Source organism: Caballeronia sp. S22, from assembly GCF_964261745.1.
Classification (GTDB): Bacteria; Pseudomonadota; Gammaproteobacteria; order Burkholderiales; family Burkholderiaceae; genus Caballeronia; species Caballeronia jiangsuensis.
The window spans coordinates 195727-211742 of the sequence record NZ_OZ180038.1 but is presented as its reverse complement, the minus strand read 5'-3'; the positions used below and the strand labels follow the sequence as shown (position 1 = coordinate 211742).

Below are 16016 nucleotides of genomic sequence, written 5' to 3'. Positions count from 1 at the left end.
GTTGTACTGCCACTTATCGGCACGTCCTTGTCAGGTCTTTAATTTTTCGTCAGGGCGTGAGTTACCGGCGTTGCTTCATGGCGAGCGCGACGCCCGAGAGCGTGAGCGCCATCGCGATCGCCTCGCGCGCGCCGAGCGGCTCGCCAATCGTGAGCGCCGCCGCGACGATGCCCATGATCGGCACGAGCAGCATGCCGATGGACGCGACCTCGGCGGGCAGGCGGCGCAACGTCGCGAACCATGCGAGATAGCACACGGCCATCGGGACGAGGCTCATGTAGACGAGCACGGCCCAGCCGTCGAGCCCGAGCGCGGAAAAAACTGGATGCTCGATATAGAGGCCGAGCACGACCATCGGCGCACAGCCGATGCCGACTTGCCACGCGACGAGCGTGACGGGCGGGATGGGTATCGGCCCGTGCGTGATCACCGTGCCGAGCGCAAACAGCAGCGCGGCCGAAAGCGCGAACCCGATGCCGGCGAGCTTGCCGCCATCGAACGAAAGGCCGTGCGCGGACAGCAGCACGACCACGCCCGCGAGTCCCAGCGCGAGGGCGCAGAAGCCCGCGACCGAGGGCTTGCGCTTCGCGATAGGCCACGCGAGCAGCATCGCCCAGATCGGCATCGTGTAGACGAGCAGCGCGCCTTCGCTCACCGATAGCCATTTCATCGAGAGCGTGGAGAAGCCCATCCACGCGAAGACATTGATCGCCGATGCAAGCAGCAGCCTCGGCACCAGCGCGCGCGGCACGCGCATGTTCTCGCCTGCCAGTTTTGCGATGACGCCGAGCAGCACGGCGGCCGCGATACCGGCGATGCCGCGCGAGAAGAGCGGCGGCCACTCGCGCAGCAGGATTTTCATGGCGGGCCAGTTCAGCGCCCAGCCGGTGGCGGTGACGAGCAGATACAGGAGCCCCGTCAGTCGAGCAGGCATGGAAGGCGTTTGTCGTTGTTGTCGATTGGGGTTCGATCATACAGGCGCGCCGGTGGGTTCGAAGGTCTCAGGGTCGGCATTTTGTATGCGTGAGGCGGCATGCAAAACGCCAAAATGCATGCGAAACGCCGAATGCAAGCGCGTCCGTAGCGACAGAAATAGGAAATTTATAGAAAACGATTAACTACGCTCGTCGATCAAATCCTGTTCGACGATAAGGCGCGCAACCCCTATACACGGACGCTTCATTCTGGATTAGGGCAAATACCAGGATAGTCAGTCGAGAGCAAACCCACTATCCTTCGAAAAACGTTTTCCAAAACCCAGGCCGGCTTGCGGCTTCACCACCTACGCAGGCCATCGCCACGGCGCTCGTCGCCGCTCACGCAACAAAGAACGCGGCACGACGAGCGCCGCCGCGTCCGGAGACTTTCATGAACACTGTCGTTGCCGGCGTCGTGCGTACCGCCAGCCGCTATCGCTGGACCGTGTGCGCGCTGCTCTTCTTCGCCACGGTCATCAACTACATGGACCGGCAGATCCTCGGTCTGCTCGCCCCGATGCTGCAGCACGACATCGGCTGGACGCAGATCCAGTACGGCCGCATCGTGATCGCGTTCTCGGCGTTTTATGCGATCGGTCTGCTTTGCTTCGGACGCATCGTCGACTGGCTCGGCACGCGTATCTCCTACGCGCTCGCGATGTTCGTATGGAGTATCGCCGCGATGCTGCACGCGGCCGTCGGCTCCGTGATGGGCTTCGCGATGGTCCGCGCACTGCTCGGCATCGGCGAGGGCGGCAACTTCCCGGCCGCCATCAAGACGACCGCCGAATGGTTCCCGCGCAGTGAGCGCGCGCTCGCGACCGGCATCTTCAACTCCGGCGCCAACATCGGTGCGGTGTTTGCACCCGCGCTCATTCCGGCCATCGCGGTGGCGTTCGGCTGGCGCGCGGCATTCGTGATCGTCGGTGCGGTCGGTCTCGTGTGGCTGGTCGTGTGGTTCTTCATGTATCGCCAGCCGGACGGCAGCGCGCAAGAGGACGATCTCGCGAACGAAGGCGACGAAACCCGTTCCGCCGATGCCGCCAACGCGAAAGCAGGCGCGCCGGGCTTCAAGGTGCTCATCAAGCAGCGCGAGACGTGGGCGTTCATCGTCGGCAAGTTCCTGACGGATCCGGTGTGGTGGTTCTATCTGTTCTGGCTGCCGAAGTGGCTCAACGAATCGCGCGGCATGGACATGCAGCACATTGGTTTGCCGCTCGTCGTGATCTACGCGATCACCACCATCGGCAGCATCGGCGGCGGCTGGATTTCGTCGGCGCTGTTGCGTGCGGGCTGGACCGTGAATGCGGCACGCAAGACCGCGATGCTGATCTGCGCATGTGCCGTGCTGCCGATCGCGTTTGTCTCGCAGGCCGACAATCTGTGGGTCGCGGTGGCGATCGTCGGTCTCGCGGCCGCCGCGCACCAGGGCTGGTCGGCGAATCTCTTCACGACGGCATCGGACCTGTTCCCGCGTCGTGCAGTGGGCGCGGTGGTCGGTATCGGCGGCATGGCCGGTTCGATCGGCGGCGTGCTGTTCTCGGAAGTGATCGGCCAGGTTCTGCAGCGCACGGGTCACTACTGGGTGCTGTTCGCGATCGGCGCATCGGCGTATCTCATCGCCTTCGCGATCATGCACATGCTCACGCCGAAGATGACGCCGGCGAAGCTCCCGGCCTGATCGCTAATTATTAGTCAGGCAATGCGCCGCGCCGCCAGCACTCGCAACTTGCAGGCGGCGCGGCGCGAATCACGCGGCCGCAGCAGTCGATTCACGCACGATGAGCCGCGGCTCGAACATGGAGTTGCCGGGGTCGGGATGACCGGCGAGCGCATCGATGAGTTTTTGCATCGCCAGTTCGCCCATCTTCTCGCTCTGGATGTCGACGGTCGTGAGGCCAGGCGCGGCGTATGCGCCATAAGGAACGTTGTCGATGCCGGTCACCGACACGTCCTTCGGCACGCGAATGCCGAGCGATGCGGCTTCCTTCATGAAGCCGAGCGCGATGAGGTCGTTGTAGCAGATCACCGCTTGCGGCCGCTTCGGTCCGAGCATCACGCGCGAGCACGCCTGTTCGCCCGCAAGTGCAGTCGGCGCGTGCGCTTCGTAGATGTCGAGTTCGAGGCCCGCTTCGGCAAGACAATCGCGTGCGCCGCGAATCCGTTCATCGTTGATGCGCGCATGCTCGAAGCCGAGATACGCGATGCGGCGATGGCCGAGATCGAGCAGATGGCGCGCGAGCATGTAGGTAGCGAGGCGGCTGTTGATGCCGACGCTCGGAATCGGCAGTTCCGCATTGCGCAGAAGCACGACGGGCTTGTCGAGATCGAGCATCCATTGCGCGTTTTCGTCGGCGAGACGCGAGCTGACAAGCAGCCCGTCGACGCGCTGCGCGAGGGCTTCGATGAGCGGACGTTCACGCGCCTGGTTCTCGTCGATATCGACGAGCAGCAGCGTGTAGTCGTGGCGCAGCGCGATGCGGTTCGCGCCCTTCACGACGTTGGTGAAGTGCGGGTTGCTGATGTCGAGGATCGTGAGGCCGATGGTGCGCGTCTTGCCCGTGATCATCGAGCGCGCGAGCGGGTTCGACCGGTAACCGAGCGTATCGATGGCTTCTTTGAGCTTGGCTTCGACCGGCGCGGAGAAGCGTTGCGCGCCGTTGATGTACTTTGAGACGGTCGCGACGGACACGCCCGCTGCGGCGGCGACGTCGCGAATGGTCGGGGAAATTTTCTTCATTCGGAAGGTAACGTTTTCGCAATGTTTACGGATTGTCGCAGAAAACCGGGAAACAATGACGTGCATCATGCATTTTGCGTGCAGCGTTATGAATGCCAGACGGCGATTGACGGCCATTCCGCCCCGCCGCTATAGTCCCGAAAACGTTTTCTTCATTTTTGCTTTCAACGCATTACCACGTATTGGACAGGAGTCTCGATGAATCAGCCAAACGCAGCGGGCAAACCGTTCAAGCGCCTGCTTTTGACCGGCGCCGCCGGCAATCTGGGCCGTCAGTTGCGCGGCGCGCTCGCGCAATGGGCCGACGTCGTGCGGCTCTCCGACATCGCGCCGCTCGACGATGCGGCGAGCCACGAAGAAATCAGCGCCGTCGATCTCGCGGACCGCGAGAAGGTGATGCAACTCGTCGAAGGTGTCGATGCAATCGTGCATCTCGGCGGCATCTCGATCGACGCGCCGTTCGACGATCTGATCGAGGCGAATATCCGCGGCACGTACAACATCTATGAAGCTGCGCGCCGCTACGGCGTGAAGCGCATCGTGTTCGCGAGCTCGAACCATGCAATCGGCTTTCATCCGGTCACCGAGGTGATCGATACGGATGCACCGCATCGGCCGGACAGTCTCTACGGCGTGACGAAGTGCTTCGGCGAATCGCTGTCGCGCTATTACTTCGACCGCTTCGCCATCGAGACGGTGAACCTGCGCATCGGTTCGTCGTTCGAGGAGCCGAAGAATCCGCGCATGCTCGTCACGTATCTGAGCTACCGCGATTTCATCGAACTCGTGCGCTGCTCGCTGTTCACGAATCGCGTCGGGCACGCGGTGGTGTATGGCGCGTCGGACAATCCCGTGAAGTGGTGGGACAACGCGAAGGCCGGCTTCCTCGGCTTCAATCCGAAGGACAGCTCCGCGCAGTTCGACGGGCTCTTTCCGGTGAGCGGGCCGACCGCCGAACGCGACGACCCCGCGCAACGCTTCCAGGGCGGCGCGTTCGTGCTGGGCGAGCCGATGGAGCGCAAGCGATGAGCGCATCCGTGCGCGCCGAACGGCTCGACGCGGGCGGCCGTGCGACGGTCGGTGAATGTCCGGTATGGCGCGCGCAAGAGGGCGCGCTGTATTGGACCGATATTCCCGCGCGCCGTATCGTCCGGCTCGAAGTCGACAGCGCACGCCGCACGGAATGGGCGTTTGCCGAACAGGTCGCGTGCTTTGCGTTCGATGAAGCGGGGCGGGTCGTCGCGGGCATGGAGAGCGGCATGTTCGCCGTGACGCTCTCCGGTGCCGGCGAGGTGAACGAAGGGCGCGCCGTGAAGCTCGCCGCGCCAGCGTTTCCCGCTACGGGCATGCGTTTCAACGATGGCCGCTGCGACAGGCAAGGGCGCTTCTGGGCCGGAACGATGGTGCAGGACATGTCGCTCGCGAGTCCTGCGGGCGCGCTGTATCGCTACGACGAGCACGGCACGCTCTCCGCGCCGCTTGTCGATGGTTTGATCACCCAGAACGGTCTCGCGTGGTCGCCGGATGGCAGAACGATGTATCTGTCCGACTCGCACCCGCAACGCCGCCTCGTGTGGGCATTCGACTTCGATCCCGATACGGGCACGCCCGGCGCGCAGCGTGTGTTCGCCGATCTGCATCACTACGCGGGCCGCCCGGACGGCGCCGCTGTCGATGCCGACGGTTGCTACTGGACCTGCGCGAACGACGCGGGACGCTTGCTGCGCTTCACGCCGCAGGGCAAGCTGGATCGCGAGATCGCGCTGCCCGCGAGCAAGCCGTCGATGTGCGCATTCGGCGGGACCGATCTGAAGACGCTCTATGTGACGACAATTCGTCCGGCAACGAACGCCACTGACGACGACGGCTATGTGTTCGCCATGAACCCCGGCGTGCAAGGCTTACCGGAACCGGATTACGCCGGATTGTTACCGGTCGCATGATCGTCGCGAAACGGGGCGAATCGCATGCCCCGTTCGCAATTTTTACGCATACTTTGGGACGCAAACGATTCGATGCACCGCATTGGCGCGCATCGAATCGACAGACACGTACCGCTTCGGAACCGATACCAAGAACAAACACCAATGCTGTAGTTCCTCCGTAAAGAGTAGTCTCCGCAGGTACCTCAAGTACCAGCGATCTACCCGATTCTCTTATCCGGAGGAGACCTAGATGGACCTTGAAGCTCGCACCATGAAGCGCGTGATGGTTCGCCTCGTGCCGTTCCTGATCTTGTGTTACTTCATCGCGTATCTCGATCGCGTTAACGTCGGCTTCGCGGCGTTGCAGATGAACAAGGCGCTCGGCTTCACCGCCAGCATGTTCGGCTTCGGTGCCGGCATTTTCTTTATCGCCTATTTCTTTTTCGAAGTGCCGTCCAATCTGCTGCTCGAACGATTCGGCGCGCGTCGCTGGATCGCGCGGATCATGTTCACGTGGGGCATTCTCGCGGCGGCAATGGCCTACATTCCGCACATCGCGCAAGCGACGGGCCTGTCGAACGCTTACGTGTTCTATGGCTTGCGCATTCTGCTCGGCATCGCGGAAGCGGGCTTCTTTCCCGGCATCATCTTTTTGCTGACCTTGTGGTTTCCGGCGAAGTATCGGGGGCGTGTGGTCGGATACTTCATGGCGGCGATTCCGCTGTCCACCGTGATCGGCGGGCCCATCTCCGGCGCGCTGTTGCAGATGGACGGCATCAACGGCATGCAGGGCTGGCAATGGTTGTATCTGATCGAAGCGATTCCCGCGCTCCTGCTTGCGTTCGTCGTGTATTTCTACCTGACCGACAGGCCGTCCGATGCGCACTGGCTCGCGAAGGAAGAGCGTGACTGGCTCGTGAATCGCCAGGCGCAGGAACGGGCGCATCGTGAGTCGGTGCATGCGTTCAGCGTGAAGGAGGCCATTTTCAATCCGCGCGTGCTGGCCATCGCGTTGATCTACTTCGGCGCGAATGCGACCAACTATGGCCTGAGCTTCTTCCTGCCGCAGATCGTCAAGGCGTTCGGGCTGACCAACCTGCAGACGGGCTTCGTTACGTCATTGCCTTATGTCGTCGGCGTGATCAGCATGGTGCTGTGGGGCCGGCATTCGGATCGCAAGCTCGAGCGCCGCTGGCACGTTGCGATTGCGCTGATGGTGGCGGCGGGCGGCATCGCGGCTTCTGCTGGGCTGGATAACCCGGTGTTGAAGATGATCGCGCTGTCGATCGCGGGCTTCGGCATCTTCGGCTGCCTGCCTGTGATCTGGACGCTGCCGGCTTCGTTCCTGTCGGGGGCTGCTGCTGCGGGCGGTATCGCGGCGATCAATTCGCTCGGCAACCTCGCGGGCTTCTTCGGCCCCTATGCGATGGGCTGGATCAAGGACAGCACGGGCGGCTTCGGCGCGGGCTTGCTGTGCCTTGCAGGGGCGGGCATGGTCGGCGTGGCGGCCGTGCTGCTGCTGCATCACGATTCGTCGATGGAGACGATTTCGGGCGCGCACGATATCGAGGATGGAGAGCCGAACATGGCTCGCTGAAGCCGTCGTACCCGCGGGAAGGATCGCTCGTTACGCGGTCCTTGCCGCGATTTCACGCAGACGTTGCCTGCGCCCGCCGCAACCTTTCCCGGCTATTGATCAAATGCAGACGCATCGCGGTGCGCGCGGAATCCGCGTCGCCGCGTTCGATGGCGTCCGCGATCTGCTCGTGCTCGCGATTCACGCGCATCAGATACTCGGCGTATTGTTCGCGCGGAATGGGCGTGGCCGTGATGCGCGTGCGCGGAATCATCCGCGTGCCGAGATGCTCCATGATCTCGACGAAATAGCGGTTGCCCGTCGCATGCGCGATCTCCATGTGAAACCGCAAATCGGGCGCCACCGTATCCGATGCCGCGCCCACGCTCTTTGCGAAATCGGCGAGCGCCGAGCGCATCGTCGCGAGGCGGGCTGCATTGCAACGCATCGCTGCGAGTCCCGCGCTTTCCGTCTCCAGACTGATCCGCAATTCGAGGATGGCCAATGCATCGATGGACCCCGCGACATCGGCGGGATCGAGATGCAATAGCGGCGACGTGCCCGCTTCGCACACGAACGTGCCGATGCCGTGCCGCGTCTCCACGAACCCCGCCGCCTGCAAACGCGATAACGCCTCACGCACGACAGTGCGGCTCACGCCGAAACGCTGCACCATCTCCGCTTCGGTCGCGAGGCGAGCGCCGGCCTTCAATTCCTTCGCATCGATTTGCGCGCGCAATGCATCGACCAGTTGCGCGGTAAGGCTGCGCCGCGCGCCGGGCAGCGCGATGGATACATCCGTTGAGGAGGGATGGTGCGTGTCGGCATGTGGATCGGGCGATAGCGTCACGGCGTTCTCGTTGGAGTGGGTTTTACACACATTGACAAATCGGTCGGCAAATGATGATATGCGTGATGCGGTGATATGACAACGTACAAGGAGGCGCGTGCCGGGTAATCCCTAGCGACGACAGCCTTCAGGAGACACAGTTCGATGGAACAACAAAACAGCACGCCGTCCACGGGTAACGCCGCGCGATTCGATCGCCTTCTGCTAACGGGCGCCGCGGGCGGAATCGGGCGGGCGATCCGGCATCGCGTCGCCGAATTCGCGCGACACGTGCGCATCTCCGATTTGCCCGGCGTGCTGCCGGACGATGCGGCGCCTCACGAGGAACGCGTTCCTTGCGATCTGGCCGACCGCCAGGCCGTCGACGCGCTCGCCGCCGATTGCGACGCGATCATCCATCTCGGCGGCGTGTCGGTGGAGCGGCCGTTCGAGGAGATTCTCGAAGCCAACATCAAGGGCGTGTTCAACCTCTACGAAGCAGCCCGCCGGCAGGGTGTCGGGCGCATCGTGTTCGCGAGCTCGAATCACGTCACGGGTTTCTATCGGCAGGACGAACGAATCGACGCCACGGCGCGCAAACGCCCCGATGGTTACTACGGCTTGTCCAAGTCCTTCGGCGAAGACATGGCGCAGATGTATTTCGACCGCTACGGCATCGAGACCGTGAGCATCCGCATCGGCTCCGTGTTTCCCGAGCCGAAGGACCGCCGCATGATGGCGAGCTGGATGAGCTACGACGACTTTCACGATCTCTTGCGCCGCAGCCTTTTCACGAAGGACGTCGGCCATACGATCGTGTTCGGCATGTCCGCGAATGCGCACACCTGGTGGGACAACCGCTGCGCGGCGCATCTGGGCTTCGTGCCACGCGACTCGTCGGAGCAGTTCCGCGAGAAGATCGAGGCGACGCCGCCGCCCGCGCCGACCGATGCCGTGGCCGTGCTGCAAGGCGGCGCGTTCACGACGACAGGCCCGTTCGACCCGGTTTAATGCATGCAACATGCAGTATCACGACATTCGTAGTATGTCGTCATACATCCAGCGCCGGCCGCATTGAGCACGACGCCCGGACATCACAGGGACATTTGCCGCCATGTTTTCTCTCGATTTTTCACCGCTGCTGCCGTACTGGCCGACGTTCCTGCTGGGCGCATGGCTCACGCTCAAGATGACGTGTGTGGCCGTGTTCTTCGGCGTGATCCTCGGCATGCTCGTCGCGTTCGCCAAGCGCGCGAAGGTGCCGGTGCTCACGCGCATCTGCATCATCTATATCGAGACCGTGCGCAATACGCCGTTCCTCGTGCAGATCTTCCTCCTGTACTCCGGTCTCGCGAGCATCGGCTTGCGCATGCCGACCTTTGCGGCCGCCGCGCTCGCGATGACGATCAACATCGGCGCCTACGCGGCCGAGATCATTCGCGCCGGTCTGGAATCGGTGCCACGCGGACAGATCGAAGCGGCCGAGTGTCTCGGGCTTTCGAAGTGGCGCATCGGCTGGCACGTGATGCTGCAACCGTCGATCGAAAAGGTCTATCCCGCGCTGACGAGCCAGTTCCTGCTGATGATGCAGGCCTCGGCGATCGCGTCGCAGATTTCGGCGGAAGAACTCACGGCGGTCGCCAACACCGTGCAGTCCGATACGTTCCGCTCGCTCGAAACATACATCGTGGTGGCGGCGCTGTATCTCGTGCTGTCGTTGATCATCAAGCTGATCGCGTGGGCGGTGGGCGAGCATCTCTTCAAGCGGCGCCGCGCGATTCGACTCGCCGCGAAACGCGCCGGCAAGACGCCGCCCGATTCGCAGCGTATCGATACGGTCATTCCCGGAGGTGCGGCATGAGCGGTGGATTCACCTCATCGCATCTGGTTTATCTGGTGCAATCGATCGGCTGGACGCTCGTGCTTTCGTTGCTCGCGTTCGTGCTCGGCGGTATCGGCGGCTTTTGCGTGTTGCTCGCGCGCATTTCGCCGCGCGCCTGGTTATCGCGCGCCGCGATCGTCTATATCGAAGCGATTCAGGGCATTCCGCTGCTGATCCTGCTCTTCATCGTGTACTTCGGTTTGTCGGTGTATGGCTATCAGGTGCCCGCGCTCGTCGCGGCCGGCCTCGCGCTGATGGTCTATTCGAGCGCATATCTCGGCGACATCTGGCGCGGCTGCATCGAAGCGATGCCGAAGCCGCAATGGGAAGCGTCGGAGTGTCTGTCGCTCACGCGCTGGCAGACGCTGCGCCTCGTGATCATCCCGCAGGCGATGCGACTCGCGTTGCCGCCGACCGTCGGCTTTCTCGTGCAGCTCATCAAGATGACATCGCTCGCTTCGGTGATCGGGTTCGTCGAACTGACGCGCGCGGGGCAGATCATCAACAACTCGATCTTCCAGCCGTTCCTCATCTTCGGACTGGTCGGCGCTTTCTATTTCGTCCTGTGCTATCCGCTTTCGCGCTGGAGCCAATCGATGGAGAACAAGCTCAATGTCAGCAATCGTTAAGGTCGGCGATATTCACAAGAGCTTCGGCTCCAATCATGTTCTCAAAGGCGTGTCCTTCGAAGTCAACAAGGGCGAGATGATTGCCGTGATCGGCGCGAGCGGCTCGGGCAAGAGCACGGCACTGCGCTGCATCGACAGGCTGGAGACGATCGACCAGGGGCAGATCGAAGTGTGCGGCATTCGCGTCGACGATCCGAAAGTCGATCTGCATCTGTTGCGCCGTGAAGTGGGCATCGTGTTTCAAAGCTATAACCTCTTTCCGCACCTGACCGTGGAAGAGAACATCATGCTCGCGCTGCGTCACGTGAAGAAGATGTCGAGCGATGAAGCGCGGCGCATCGCGATGAACGTGCTGGAGCAGGTTGGACTCGCACAGAAGGCCGACGCGTATCCCGAACAATTGTCAGGCGGGCAGCAGCAGCGCGTGGCGATTGCGCGCTCGCTCGCGATGTCGCCGAAGGTGATGCTGTTCGACGAAGTGACGTCGGCGCTCGATCCGCAACTGACAGGCGAAGTGCTGCGCGTGATGGAAGACCTCGCGGCAGACGGCATGACGATGCTGCTCGTCACGCACGAGATGGCCTTCGCCAAGCGCGTCGCGGACCGCATCATCTATATGCATCAGGGCAAGGTGTGGGAAGTGGGCGACGGCAGCATGCTCGATGCGCCGCGCACGCCCGAATTGCGCGCATTCCTCGATAACGGACTTTGATATTCGCAGCATCTTATCCAGCAGCATCCAGCAACATCAATAACGACGGAGACTCGACTTGAAAGCGAAGACAATCATTGCACGCGCGGCCCTTGCAACCTTGATGATGGCAGGCGCGGTGCACAGCGCAATGGCCGATCAGCTCGACGACATCAAGAAGGCGGGCGTCGTGCGCGTCGCCATTGCGATCGGCACGCCGCTCTTCAGCTATGCGGATCAGAATCTGAAGCCCGCGGGATCGGACGTCGATACCGCAAATGCGCTCGCGAAAGATCTCGGCGTGAAGCTCGAACTCGTGCAGATTACCAACGCCGCACGCATTCCGACGCTGCAGGCAAAGCGCGCGGACCTCGTGATCTCGTCGCTGTCGGTTACGCCGGAGCGCGCGAAGGTGGTCGATTTCTCGAACCCGTACGCGGTTATCTCGATCATCGTCGGCGGCGTGAAGACGATCAAGGTGAAGGATTACGCGGACCTCGACGGCAAGACTATCGGTCTCACGCGCGCCACGGTGAACGACACGCTCACGACGCAACAGGCGAAGGGCGCGCAGATCCAGCGCTATGAGGACGACGCGACGCTCATCACGTCGATGGTCACGGGACAGGTCGAAATCTTCTCCAGCACGCCTTCAAACCTGAAGGAAATGCAGGATCGCGCGCCGCAACGCAACATCGAGATGAAGTTCGAACAGAAGACCTTCGATCTCGGCATCGCGATGAACAAGGATCAGCCGCGCCTGAAGGAATGGGTGAACAACTGGGTCGGCACGAACATGAAGAACGGTAACCTGAACACGATCTACAAGAAGTACCACGGGCGCGATTTGCCGGATACCGTGCGCAAGGGCGTTTGAACTTCAATCCGGTGCGAGCCACGCGGAATCTTCGAGCGCCCGCGTGACATGCCCGACGGATCGGCTTCATCGTGCAGATCGAGCGGCTGAGCGTGAAGCAGGGCGATCCGACAATCAGAGCAAAGAGCGGGGCGGAGTCGGTCGACTCGGCCCCGTTTGTCGTTTGAATTCGGCATACAAGATTCGTCGGCGAATAATGCATTCGAAATGCCGCTATCGCCGTGCCCGTAAGCCCTGAGCACACCACGCTGCATCACTGCGCCATGAGGCGTCGGCACCGTTCGAGACAAGCCGCGGCGCTCCGGCGTACACTCGCTTTGCGTTTTGAATCCTGCATGCATTGAGCCATTCCGAATTCGCGGCCGCGCTCAGGCCGCGGATTCGCCACTCATTGGACTCCCTCTCTTCATCACAGGAAGCATCATGGCAAAGAACACGATTGCGGACTATCTGGCGAAGACGCTTGCGGCAGCGGGCGTGGAACGCATCTGGGGCGTAACGGGCGACAGCCTGAACGGGCTTGCATTCAGCCTCGATCGCGTGGGCTCGATCCGCTGGATGCATACGCGCCACGAGGAGGCGGCCGCCTTCGCGGCGGGCGCGGATGCTGCCACCACGGGCAAGCTCGCCGTGTGCGCCGGAAGTTGCGGGCCGGGCAATCTGCATCTCATCAACGGGCTCTACGACTGTCATCGCAATCATCAACCCGTGCTCGCCATCGCCGCGCATATCCCGTCGACCGAGATCGGGCTGGGCTACTTCCAGGAAACGCATCCGCAGGAGTTGTTCAAGGAATGCAGTCACTTCGTGGAACTGGTGTCGAATGCATCGCAGTTTCCACGCGTGCTCGAGCGTGCGATGCGCGCGGCGCTCGATCAGCGCGGCGTCGCGGTCATCGTGTTGCCGGGCGATGTCGCATTGAGCGAGGGTCCGAGCGTGGAACCGCGCTGGACCGCGAGCGCGCCGGGCGCGATCGTGCCGGCCGATGTGGACCTCGGCAGACTCGCCGACCTTCTGAACGGCTGCGAAGCGGTGACGATCATGTGCGGCAGCGGCGTCGCCGGCTCGCATGACGAAGTCGTCGCGCTTGCCGATACGCTCGGCGCGCCCATCGTGCATGCGCTGCGCGGCAAGCAGTTCATCGAGTACGACAATCCGTTCGATGTCGGCATGACGGGGCTCATCGGTTTCAGTTCGGGCTATCACGCGATGATGTCCTGCGACACGCTGCTCCTGCTCGGCTGCGATTTTCCGTATCGCCCGTTCTATCCGCCGCAGGCGAAGATCGTGCAGATCGACTGGCGCGGCTCGCAACTGGGTCGTCGCGCGTCGCTGGAAATGGGGCTCGTCGGCACGATCAAGGAAACTTTGGCGGCGCTCTTGCCCAAGCTTCAGCGCAAGGACGAGCGGCGCTTTCTGGAGAACGCGCTCAAGCACTATGCGACCGCGCGCAAGGACCTCGACGATCTCGCGACGCCGTCCGCGCCGGGACGTCCGATCCATCCGCAATACCTCACGAAGCTCGTCGATGAAATCGCCACCGAAGACGCGATCTTCACCGTGGACGTCGGCACGCCGACGCTCTGGGCCGCGCGCTATCTGACGATGAACGGCAAGCGCCAGTTGCACGGCTCGTTCAATCACGGCTCGATGGCCAACGCGATGCCACAGGCGCTCGGCGTGCAGGCCGCGCAACCGCAACGGCAAGTGGTGTCGCTATCGGGCGATGGCGGCCTTTCGATGTTGCTCGGCGATCTGCTGTCCGCCGTGCAGCTCGAATTGCCGATCAAGGTCGTCGTGTTCAACAACAGCCTGCTCGGTTTCGTGTCGATGGAATTGAAGGCGGGCGGGTATCTCGACACCAATGTCGATCTGAGCAAGACCGATTTCTCGCAGATCGCGAAGGGCGCGGGCATCTGGTCGGTGCGTGTGGAAGAGTCGGAGCAACTGGAAAACGCCTTGCGGGAAGCATTCGCGCACAAGGGACCGGCGCTCGTCGATGTCGTCACGTCGAAGCATGAACTCGCGATGCCGCCGACCATCGAGCTATCGCAGGCGAAAGGCTTCAGCCTCTATATGTTGCGAGCGATTCTGAGCGGCCGCGGCGATGAAATCGTCGAACTCGCGCGCACGAACCTGCGTTGAGCGGGACAGCGCCATGAGCGAAACGAAAGACAGCTTGCCGCTCGATCATGTGTTCGACTTCGAAGGGCAAACCGTGCGCTACGGCGTGATCGGCGAGGGTGCGCCGCTCGTGCTGGTGCACGGTACGCCGTTTTCTTCGCAGGTATGGCGGCGTATCGCGCCGATTGCGGCCCGTTCGCGGCGCGTGCATTACTTCGATCTGCTGGGCTATGGCGCTTCGGAAATGCGCGACGATCAGGATGTTTCGCTCGGCGTGCAGAACCGCGTGCTCGCGGCGCTGATTGCCCATTGGCGCGCCGACTGGAACGGCGCATTGCCCGACGTGCTCGCGCACGACTTCGGCGGCGCGACGTCGCTCAGGGCGGCATTGCTGAACGGCTGCGCCTATCGTTCGCTGATGCTCGTCGATCCGGTTGCCGTGGCGCCTTGGGGATCGCCGTTCGTGCGTCATGTGCGTCAACATGAAGCCGCGTTCGCAGGCGTGCCGCCGTACATGCATCACGCGATGCTCGATGCGTATCTGCAAGGCGCGGCGTATCGAAAGTTATCGGAAGAGACATTGCGAATCTATACGCGGCCTTGGACGGGCGAGAAAGGACAGGCCGCGTTTTATCGACAGATTGCACAGATGGATCAGCGCTATACCGATGAAGTGCAATCGCGCTATGGCGAATTGACCTGTCCCGTGTCGATTCTATGGGGTGAGGAAGACGAGTGGATACCTGTCGAGCGCGGTGTCGAACTCGCGTCGATGATTCCGCAGGCGCGCTTCACGCGTGTGCCCGGATCAGGACATCTGATGCAGGAAGACGCGCCCGAGGTTATCGTCGGCGAATGGCTGACGTTCATGCAGACCCACCGCCCTTAACTTCACCCCTTGTTTTTGGCGCTCTCGGCGCGAAATGCCGCTTCGCCCGCGTCGGATATTTCTACCCATTTCCGGTCGGGCGGTGCATCGTCGACATAACTATCGTGCCAGTTCCACCACTTGTACGTCTGCGTCTGCGGATAGCCTTCGGGCGAATCTTCCCATAACTCTTGACGTCCAAGCGGCGTGATGTCGAGATAGTTCCAGGTATTGCCCATTTGCTCGTCGCCGCGGTTGTTGAGGAAATACGTGCGGAAGACCTGATCGTTATCGCGGAAGAACACGTTCGTGCCGTGCCATTCGTCGACGCCGAAGTCGGCATCGAAACGATCCGTCAGCGTGAACCACGGAATGTTCCAGCCCATGCGTTGCTTCAGTCGCGCGATGTCCTGCTGCGGCGCACGCGATACGAAAACGAGCGTGGTGTCGCGTGCATTCAGATGCGCAACATGAGCGACCTGATCGGCGACCAGCGAACAGCCCCGGCACGCATGCTCGGGCCAGCCGAACACGCCGGGCTCGTAGAACGCGCGATAGACGATCAACTGGCGCCTTCCGTTGAACAGATCGAGAAAGCCGATCTTGCCGTCGGGGCCTTCGAACACATAGTCCGTCTTCACGGCCATCCACGGCATGCGGCGACGCTCGGCGGCGAGCGCGTCGCGGGCGCGCGTGTGGGCCTTTTCCTTCACGAGCAACTGCTGACGCGCCGCTTCCCACGCTTGTTCCGACACGACGGGCGGCGTGCGCATCTCAGTCCGTTCGCTTGTCGTTCCTTTTTCGTCTGATGTAGTCATGGCTTTGCAACCTCCTGAGTTGAACTCTTGCTCGTTGTTCGCCGTGAACCAGTCTGCACCCGAATGCGGCTGACGGGGAG

Annotated in this window: 15 protein-coding genes; 11 read left to right on the top strand and 4 right to left on the bottom strand. The window is 62.3% G+C overall.

The annotated features are described in order from the left end of the window. Positions 1–61: 61 nt before the first annotated feature. On the bottom strand, positions 62–934 hold the full coding sequence (locus tag ACEN42_RS27600; protein WP_371883722.1) for a DMT family transporter: 873 nt from the start codon (positions 932–934) through the stop codon (positions 62–64). 434 nt (positions 935–1368) lie between these two features. On the opposite strand from ACEN42_RS27600, the gene ACEN42_RS27595 reads away from it, so the two are divergent. Beyond that, the gene (locus ACEN42_RS27595) at positions 1369–2658 is read left to right on the top strand and encodes an MFS transporter (RefSeq protein WP_250485342.1); all 1290 of its coding nucleotides are present in this window, start codon (positions 1369–1371) and stop codon (positions 2656–2658) included. 69 nt (positions 2659–2727) lie between these two features. Here the strand turns inward: ACEN42_RS27595 and ACEN42_RS27590 are convergent, their stop codons facing one another. Further along, positions 2728–3717, bottom strand: coding sequence for a LacI family DNA-binding transcriptional regulator (locus ACEN42_RS27590; RefSeq protein ID WP_187604208.1), 990 nt, complete (start codon positions 3715–3717; stop codon positions 2728–2730). Positions 3718–3915: 198 nt separating this feature from the next. On the opposite strand from ACEN42_RS27590, the gene ACEN42_RS27585 reads away from it, so the two are divergent. From ACEN42_RS27585 to ACEN42_RS27575, 3 genes are all read left to right on the top strand, one after another. After that, positions 3916–4746, top strand: coding sequence for an NAD-dependent epimerase/dehydratase family protein (locus ACEN42_RS27585; protein WP_371883721.1), 831 nt, complete (start codon positions 3916–3918; stop codon positions 4744–4746). Next, complete coding sequence (locus tag ACEN42_RS27580; RefSeq protein ID WP_371883720.1) at positions 4743–5660, top strand: SMP-30/gluconolactonase/LRE family protein; 918 nt, start codon at positions 4743–4745, stop codon at positions 5658–5660. The genes ACEN42_RS27585 and ACEN42_RS27580 overlap by 4 nt, the downstream gene beginning before the upstream one ends. Before the next feature lie 232 nt (positions 5661–5892). Then, positions 5893–7239, top strand: coding sequence for an MFS transporter (locus tag ACEN42_RS27575; RefSeq protein WP_035499767.1), 1347 nt, complete (start codon positions 5893–5895; stop codon positions 7237–7239). Positions 7240–7291: 52 nt separating this feature from the next. Here ACEN42_RS27575 and ACEN42_RS27570 read toward each other — a convergent pair whose 3' ends face one another. Further along, entirely contained in the window at positions 7292–8068 is a 777-nt protein-coding gene (locus ACEN42_RS27570) for a FadR/GntR family transcriptional regulator (RefSeq protein WP_371883719.1), read from the bottom strand. 144 nt (positions 8069–8212) lie between these two features. On the opposite strand from ACEN42_RS27570, the gene ACEN42_RS27565 reads away from it, so the two are divergent. The 7 genes from ACEN42_RS27565 (at position 8213) to ACEN42_RS27535 (ending at position 15139) form a co-directional block, all read left to right on the top strand. Beyond that, positions 8213–9058: an NAD-dependent epimerase/dehydratase family protein gene (locus ACEN42_RS27565; RefSeq protein WP_371883718.1), complete on the top strand. Its 846-nt coding sequence runs from the start codon at positions 8213–8215 to the stop codon at positions 9056–9058. A 103-nt stretch (positions 9059–9161) separates the two neighbouring features. After that, positions 9162–9908 carry an amino acid ABC transporter permease gene (locus tag ACEN42_RS27560; RefSeq protein ID WP_371883717.1) on the top strand — a complete coding sequence of 249 codons (747 nt, stop codon included), beginning with the start codon at positions 9162–9164 and terminating at the stop codon, positions 9906–9908. Next, positions 9905–10558 (top strand): amino acid ABC transporter permease, encoded by a 654-nt coding sequence (locus ACEN42_RS27555; RefSeq protein ID WP_371883716.1) that lies wholly within the window; start codon positions 9905–9907, stop codon positions 10556–10558. Before ACEN42_RS27560 ends, ACEN42_RS27555 begins: the two co-directional genes overlap by 4 nt. After that, positions 10542–11270 carry an amino acid ABC transporter ATP-binding protein gene (locus tag ACEN42_RS27550; RefSeq protein WP_061117075.1) on the top strand — a complete coding sequence of 243 codons (729 nt, stop codon included), beginning with the start codon at positions 10542–10544 and terminating at the stop codon, positions 11268–11270. The genes ACEN42_RS27555 and ACEN42_RS27550 overlap by 17 nt, the downstream gene beginning before the upstream one ends. A 58-nt stretch (positions 11271–11328) precedes the next feature. After that, positions 11329–12126: a transporter substrate-binding domain-containing protein gene (locus ACEN42_RS27545; protein WP_371883715.1), complete on the top strand. Its 798-nt coding sequence runs from the start codon at positions 11329–11331 to the stop codon at positions 12124–12126. A 423-nt stretch (positions 12127–12549) separates the two neighbouring features. Continuing rightward, positions 12550–14271 carry a ubiquinone-dependent pyruvate dehydrogenase gene (poxB, locus tag ACEN42_RS27540; RefSeq protein WP_187604218.1) on the top strand — a complete coding sequence of 574 codons (1722 nt, stop codon included), beginning with the start codon at positions 12550–12552 and terminating at the stop codon, positions 14269–14271. Positions 14272–14284: 13 nt separating this feature from the next. Beyond that, positions 14285–15139: an alpha/beta fold hydrolase gene (locus tag ACEN42_RS27535; RefSeq protein ID WP_371883714.1), complete on the top strand. Its 855-nt coding sequence runs from the start codon at positions 14285–14287 to the stop codon at positions 15137–15139. A 2-nt stretch (positions 15140–15141) separates the two neighbouring features. Here ACEN42_RS27535 and ACEN42_RS27530 read toward each other — a convergent pair whose 3' ends face one another. Then, entirely contained in the window at positions 15142–15936 is a 795-nt protein-coding gene (locus ACEN42_RS27530; RefSeq protein ID WP_371883713.1) for a DUF899 domain-containing protein, read from the bottom strand. Between the last annotated feature and the right edge of the window lie 80 nt (positions 15937–16016).

What these genes read in the sequence shown, in the direction of transcription:
- ACEN42_RS27550 (WP_061117075.1), top strand. Translation starts at nt 10,542, where the DNA reads ATGTCAGCAATCGTTAAGGTCGGCGATATTCACAAGAGCTTCGGCTCC.
- ACEN42_RS27580 (WP_371883720.1), top strand. Translation starts at nt 4,743, where the DNA reads ATGAGCGCATCCGTGCGCGCCGAACGGCTCGACGCGGGCGGCCGTGCG.
- ACEN42_RS27595 (WP_250485342.1), top strand. Translation starts at nt 1,369, where the DNA reads ATGAACACTGTCGTTGCCGGCGTCGTGCGTACCGCCAGCCGCTATCGC.
- ACEN42_RS27585 (WP_371883721.1), top strand. Translation starts at nt 3,916, where the DNA reads ATGAATCAGCCAAACGCAGCGGGCAAACCGTTCAAGCGCCTGCTTTTG.
- ACEN42_RS27590 (WP_187604208.1), bottom strand. Translation starts at nt 3,717, where the DNA reads ATGAAGAAAATTTCCCCGACCATTCGCGACGTCGCCGCCGCAGCGGGC.
- ACEN42_RS27535 (WP_371883714.1), top strand. Translation starts at nt 14,285, where the DNA reads ATGAGCGAAACGAAAGACAGCTTGCCGCTCGATCATGTGTTCGACTTC.
- ACEN42_RS27565 (WP_371883718.1), top strand. Translation starts at nt 8,213, where the DNA reads ATGGAACAACAAAACAGCACGCCGTCCACGGGTAACGCCGCGCGATTC.
- ACEN42_RS27575 (WP_035499767.1), top strand. Translation starts at nt 5,893, where the DNA reads ATGGACCTTGAAGCTCGCACCATGAAGCGCGTGATGGTTCGCCTCGTG.
- ACEN42_RS27555 (WP_371883716.1), top strand. Translation starts at nt 9,905, where the DNA reads ATGAGCGGTGGATTCACCTCATCGCATCTGGTTTATCTGGTGCAATCG.
- ACEN42_RS27530 (WP_371883713.1), bottom strand. Translation starts at nt 15,936, where the DNA reads ATGACTACATCAGACGAAAAAGGAACGACAAGCGAACGGACTGAGATG.
- ACEN42_RS27560 (WP_371883717.1), top strand. Translation starts at nt 9,162, where the DNA reads ATGTTTTCTCTCGATTTTTCACCGCTGCTGCCGTACTGGCCGACGTTC.
- poxB (WP_187604218.1), top strand. Translation starts at nt 12,550, where the DNA reads ATGGCAAAGAACACGATTGCGGACTATCTGGCGAAGACGCTTGCGGCA.
- ACEN42_RS27600 (WP_371883722.1), bottom strand. Translation starts at nt 934, where the DNA reads ATGCCTGCTCGACTGACGGGGCTCCTGTATCTGCTCGTCACCGCCACC.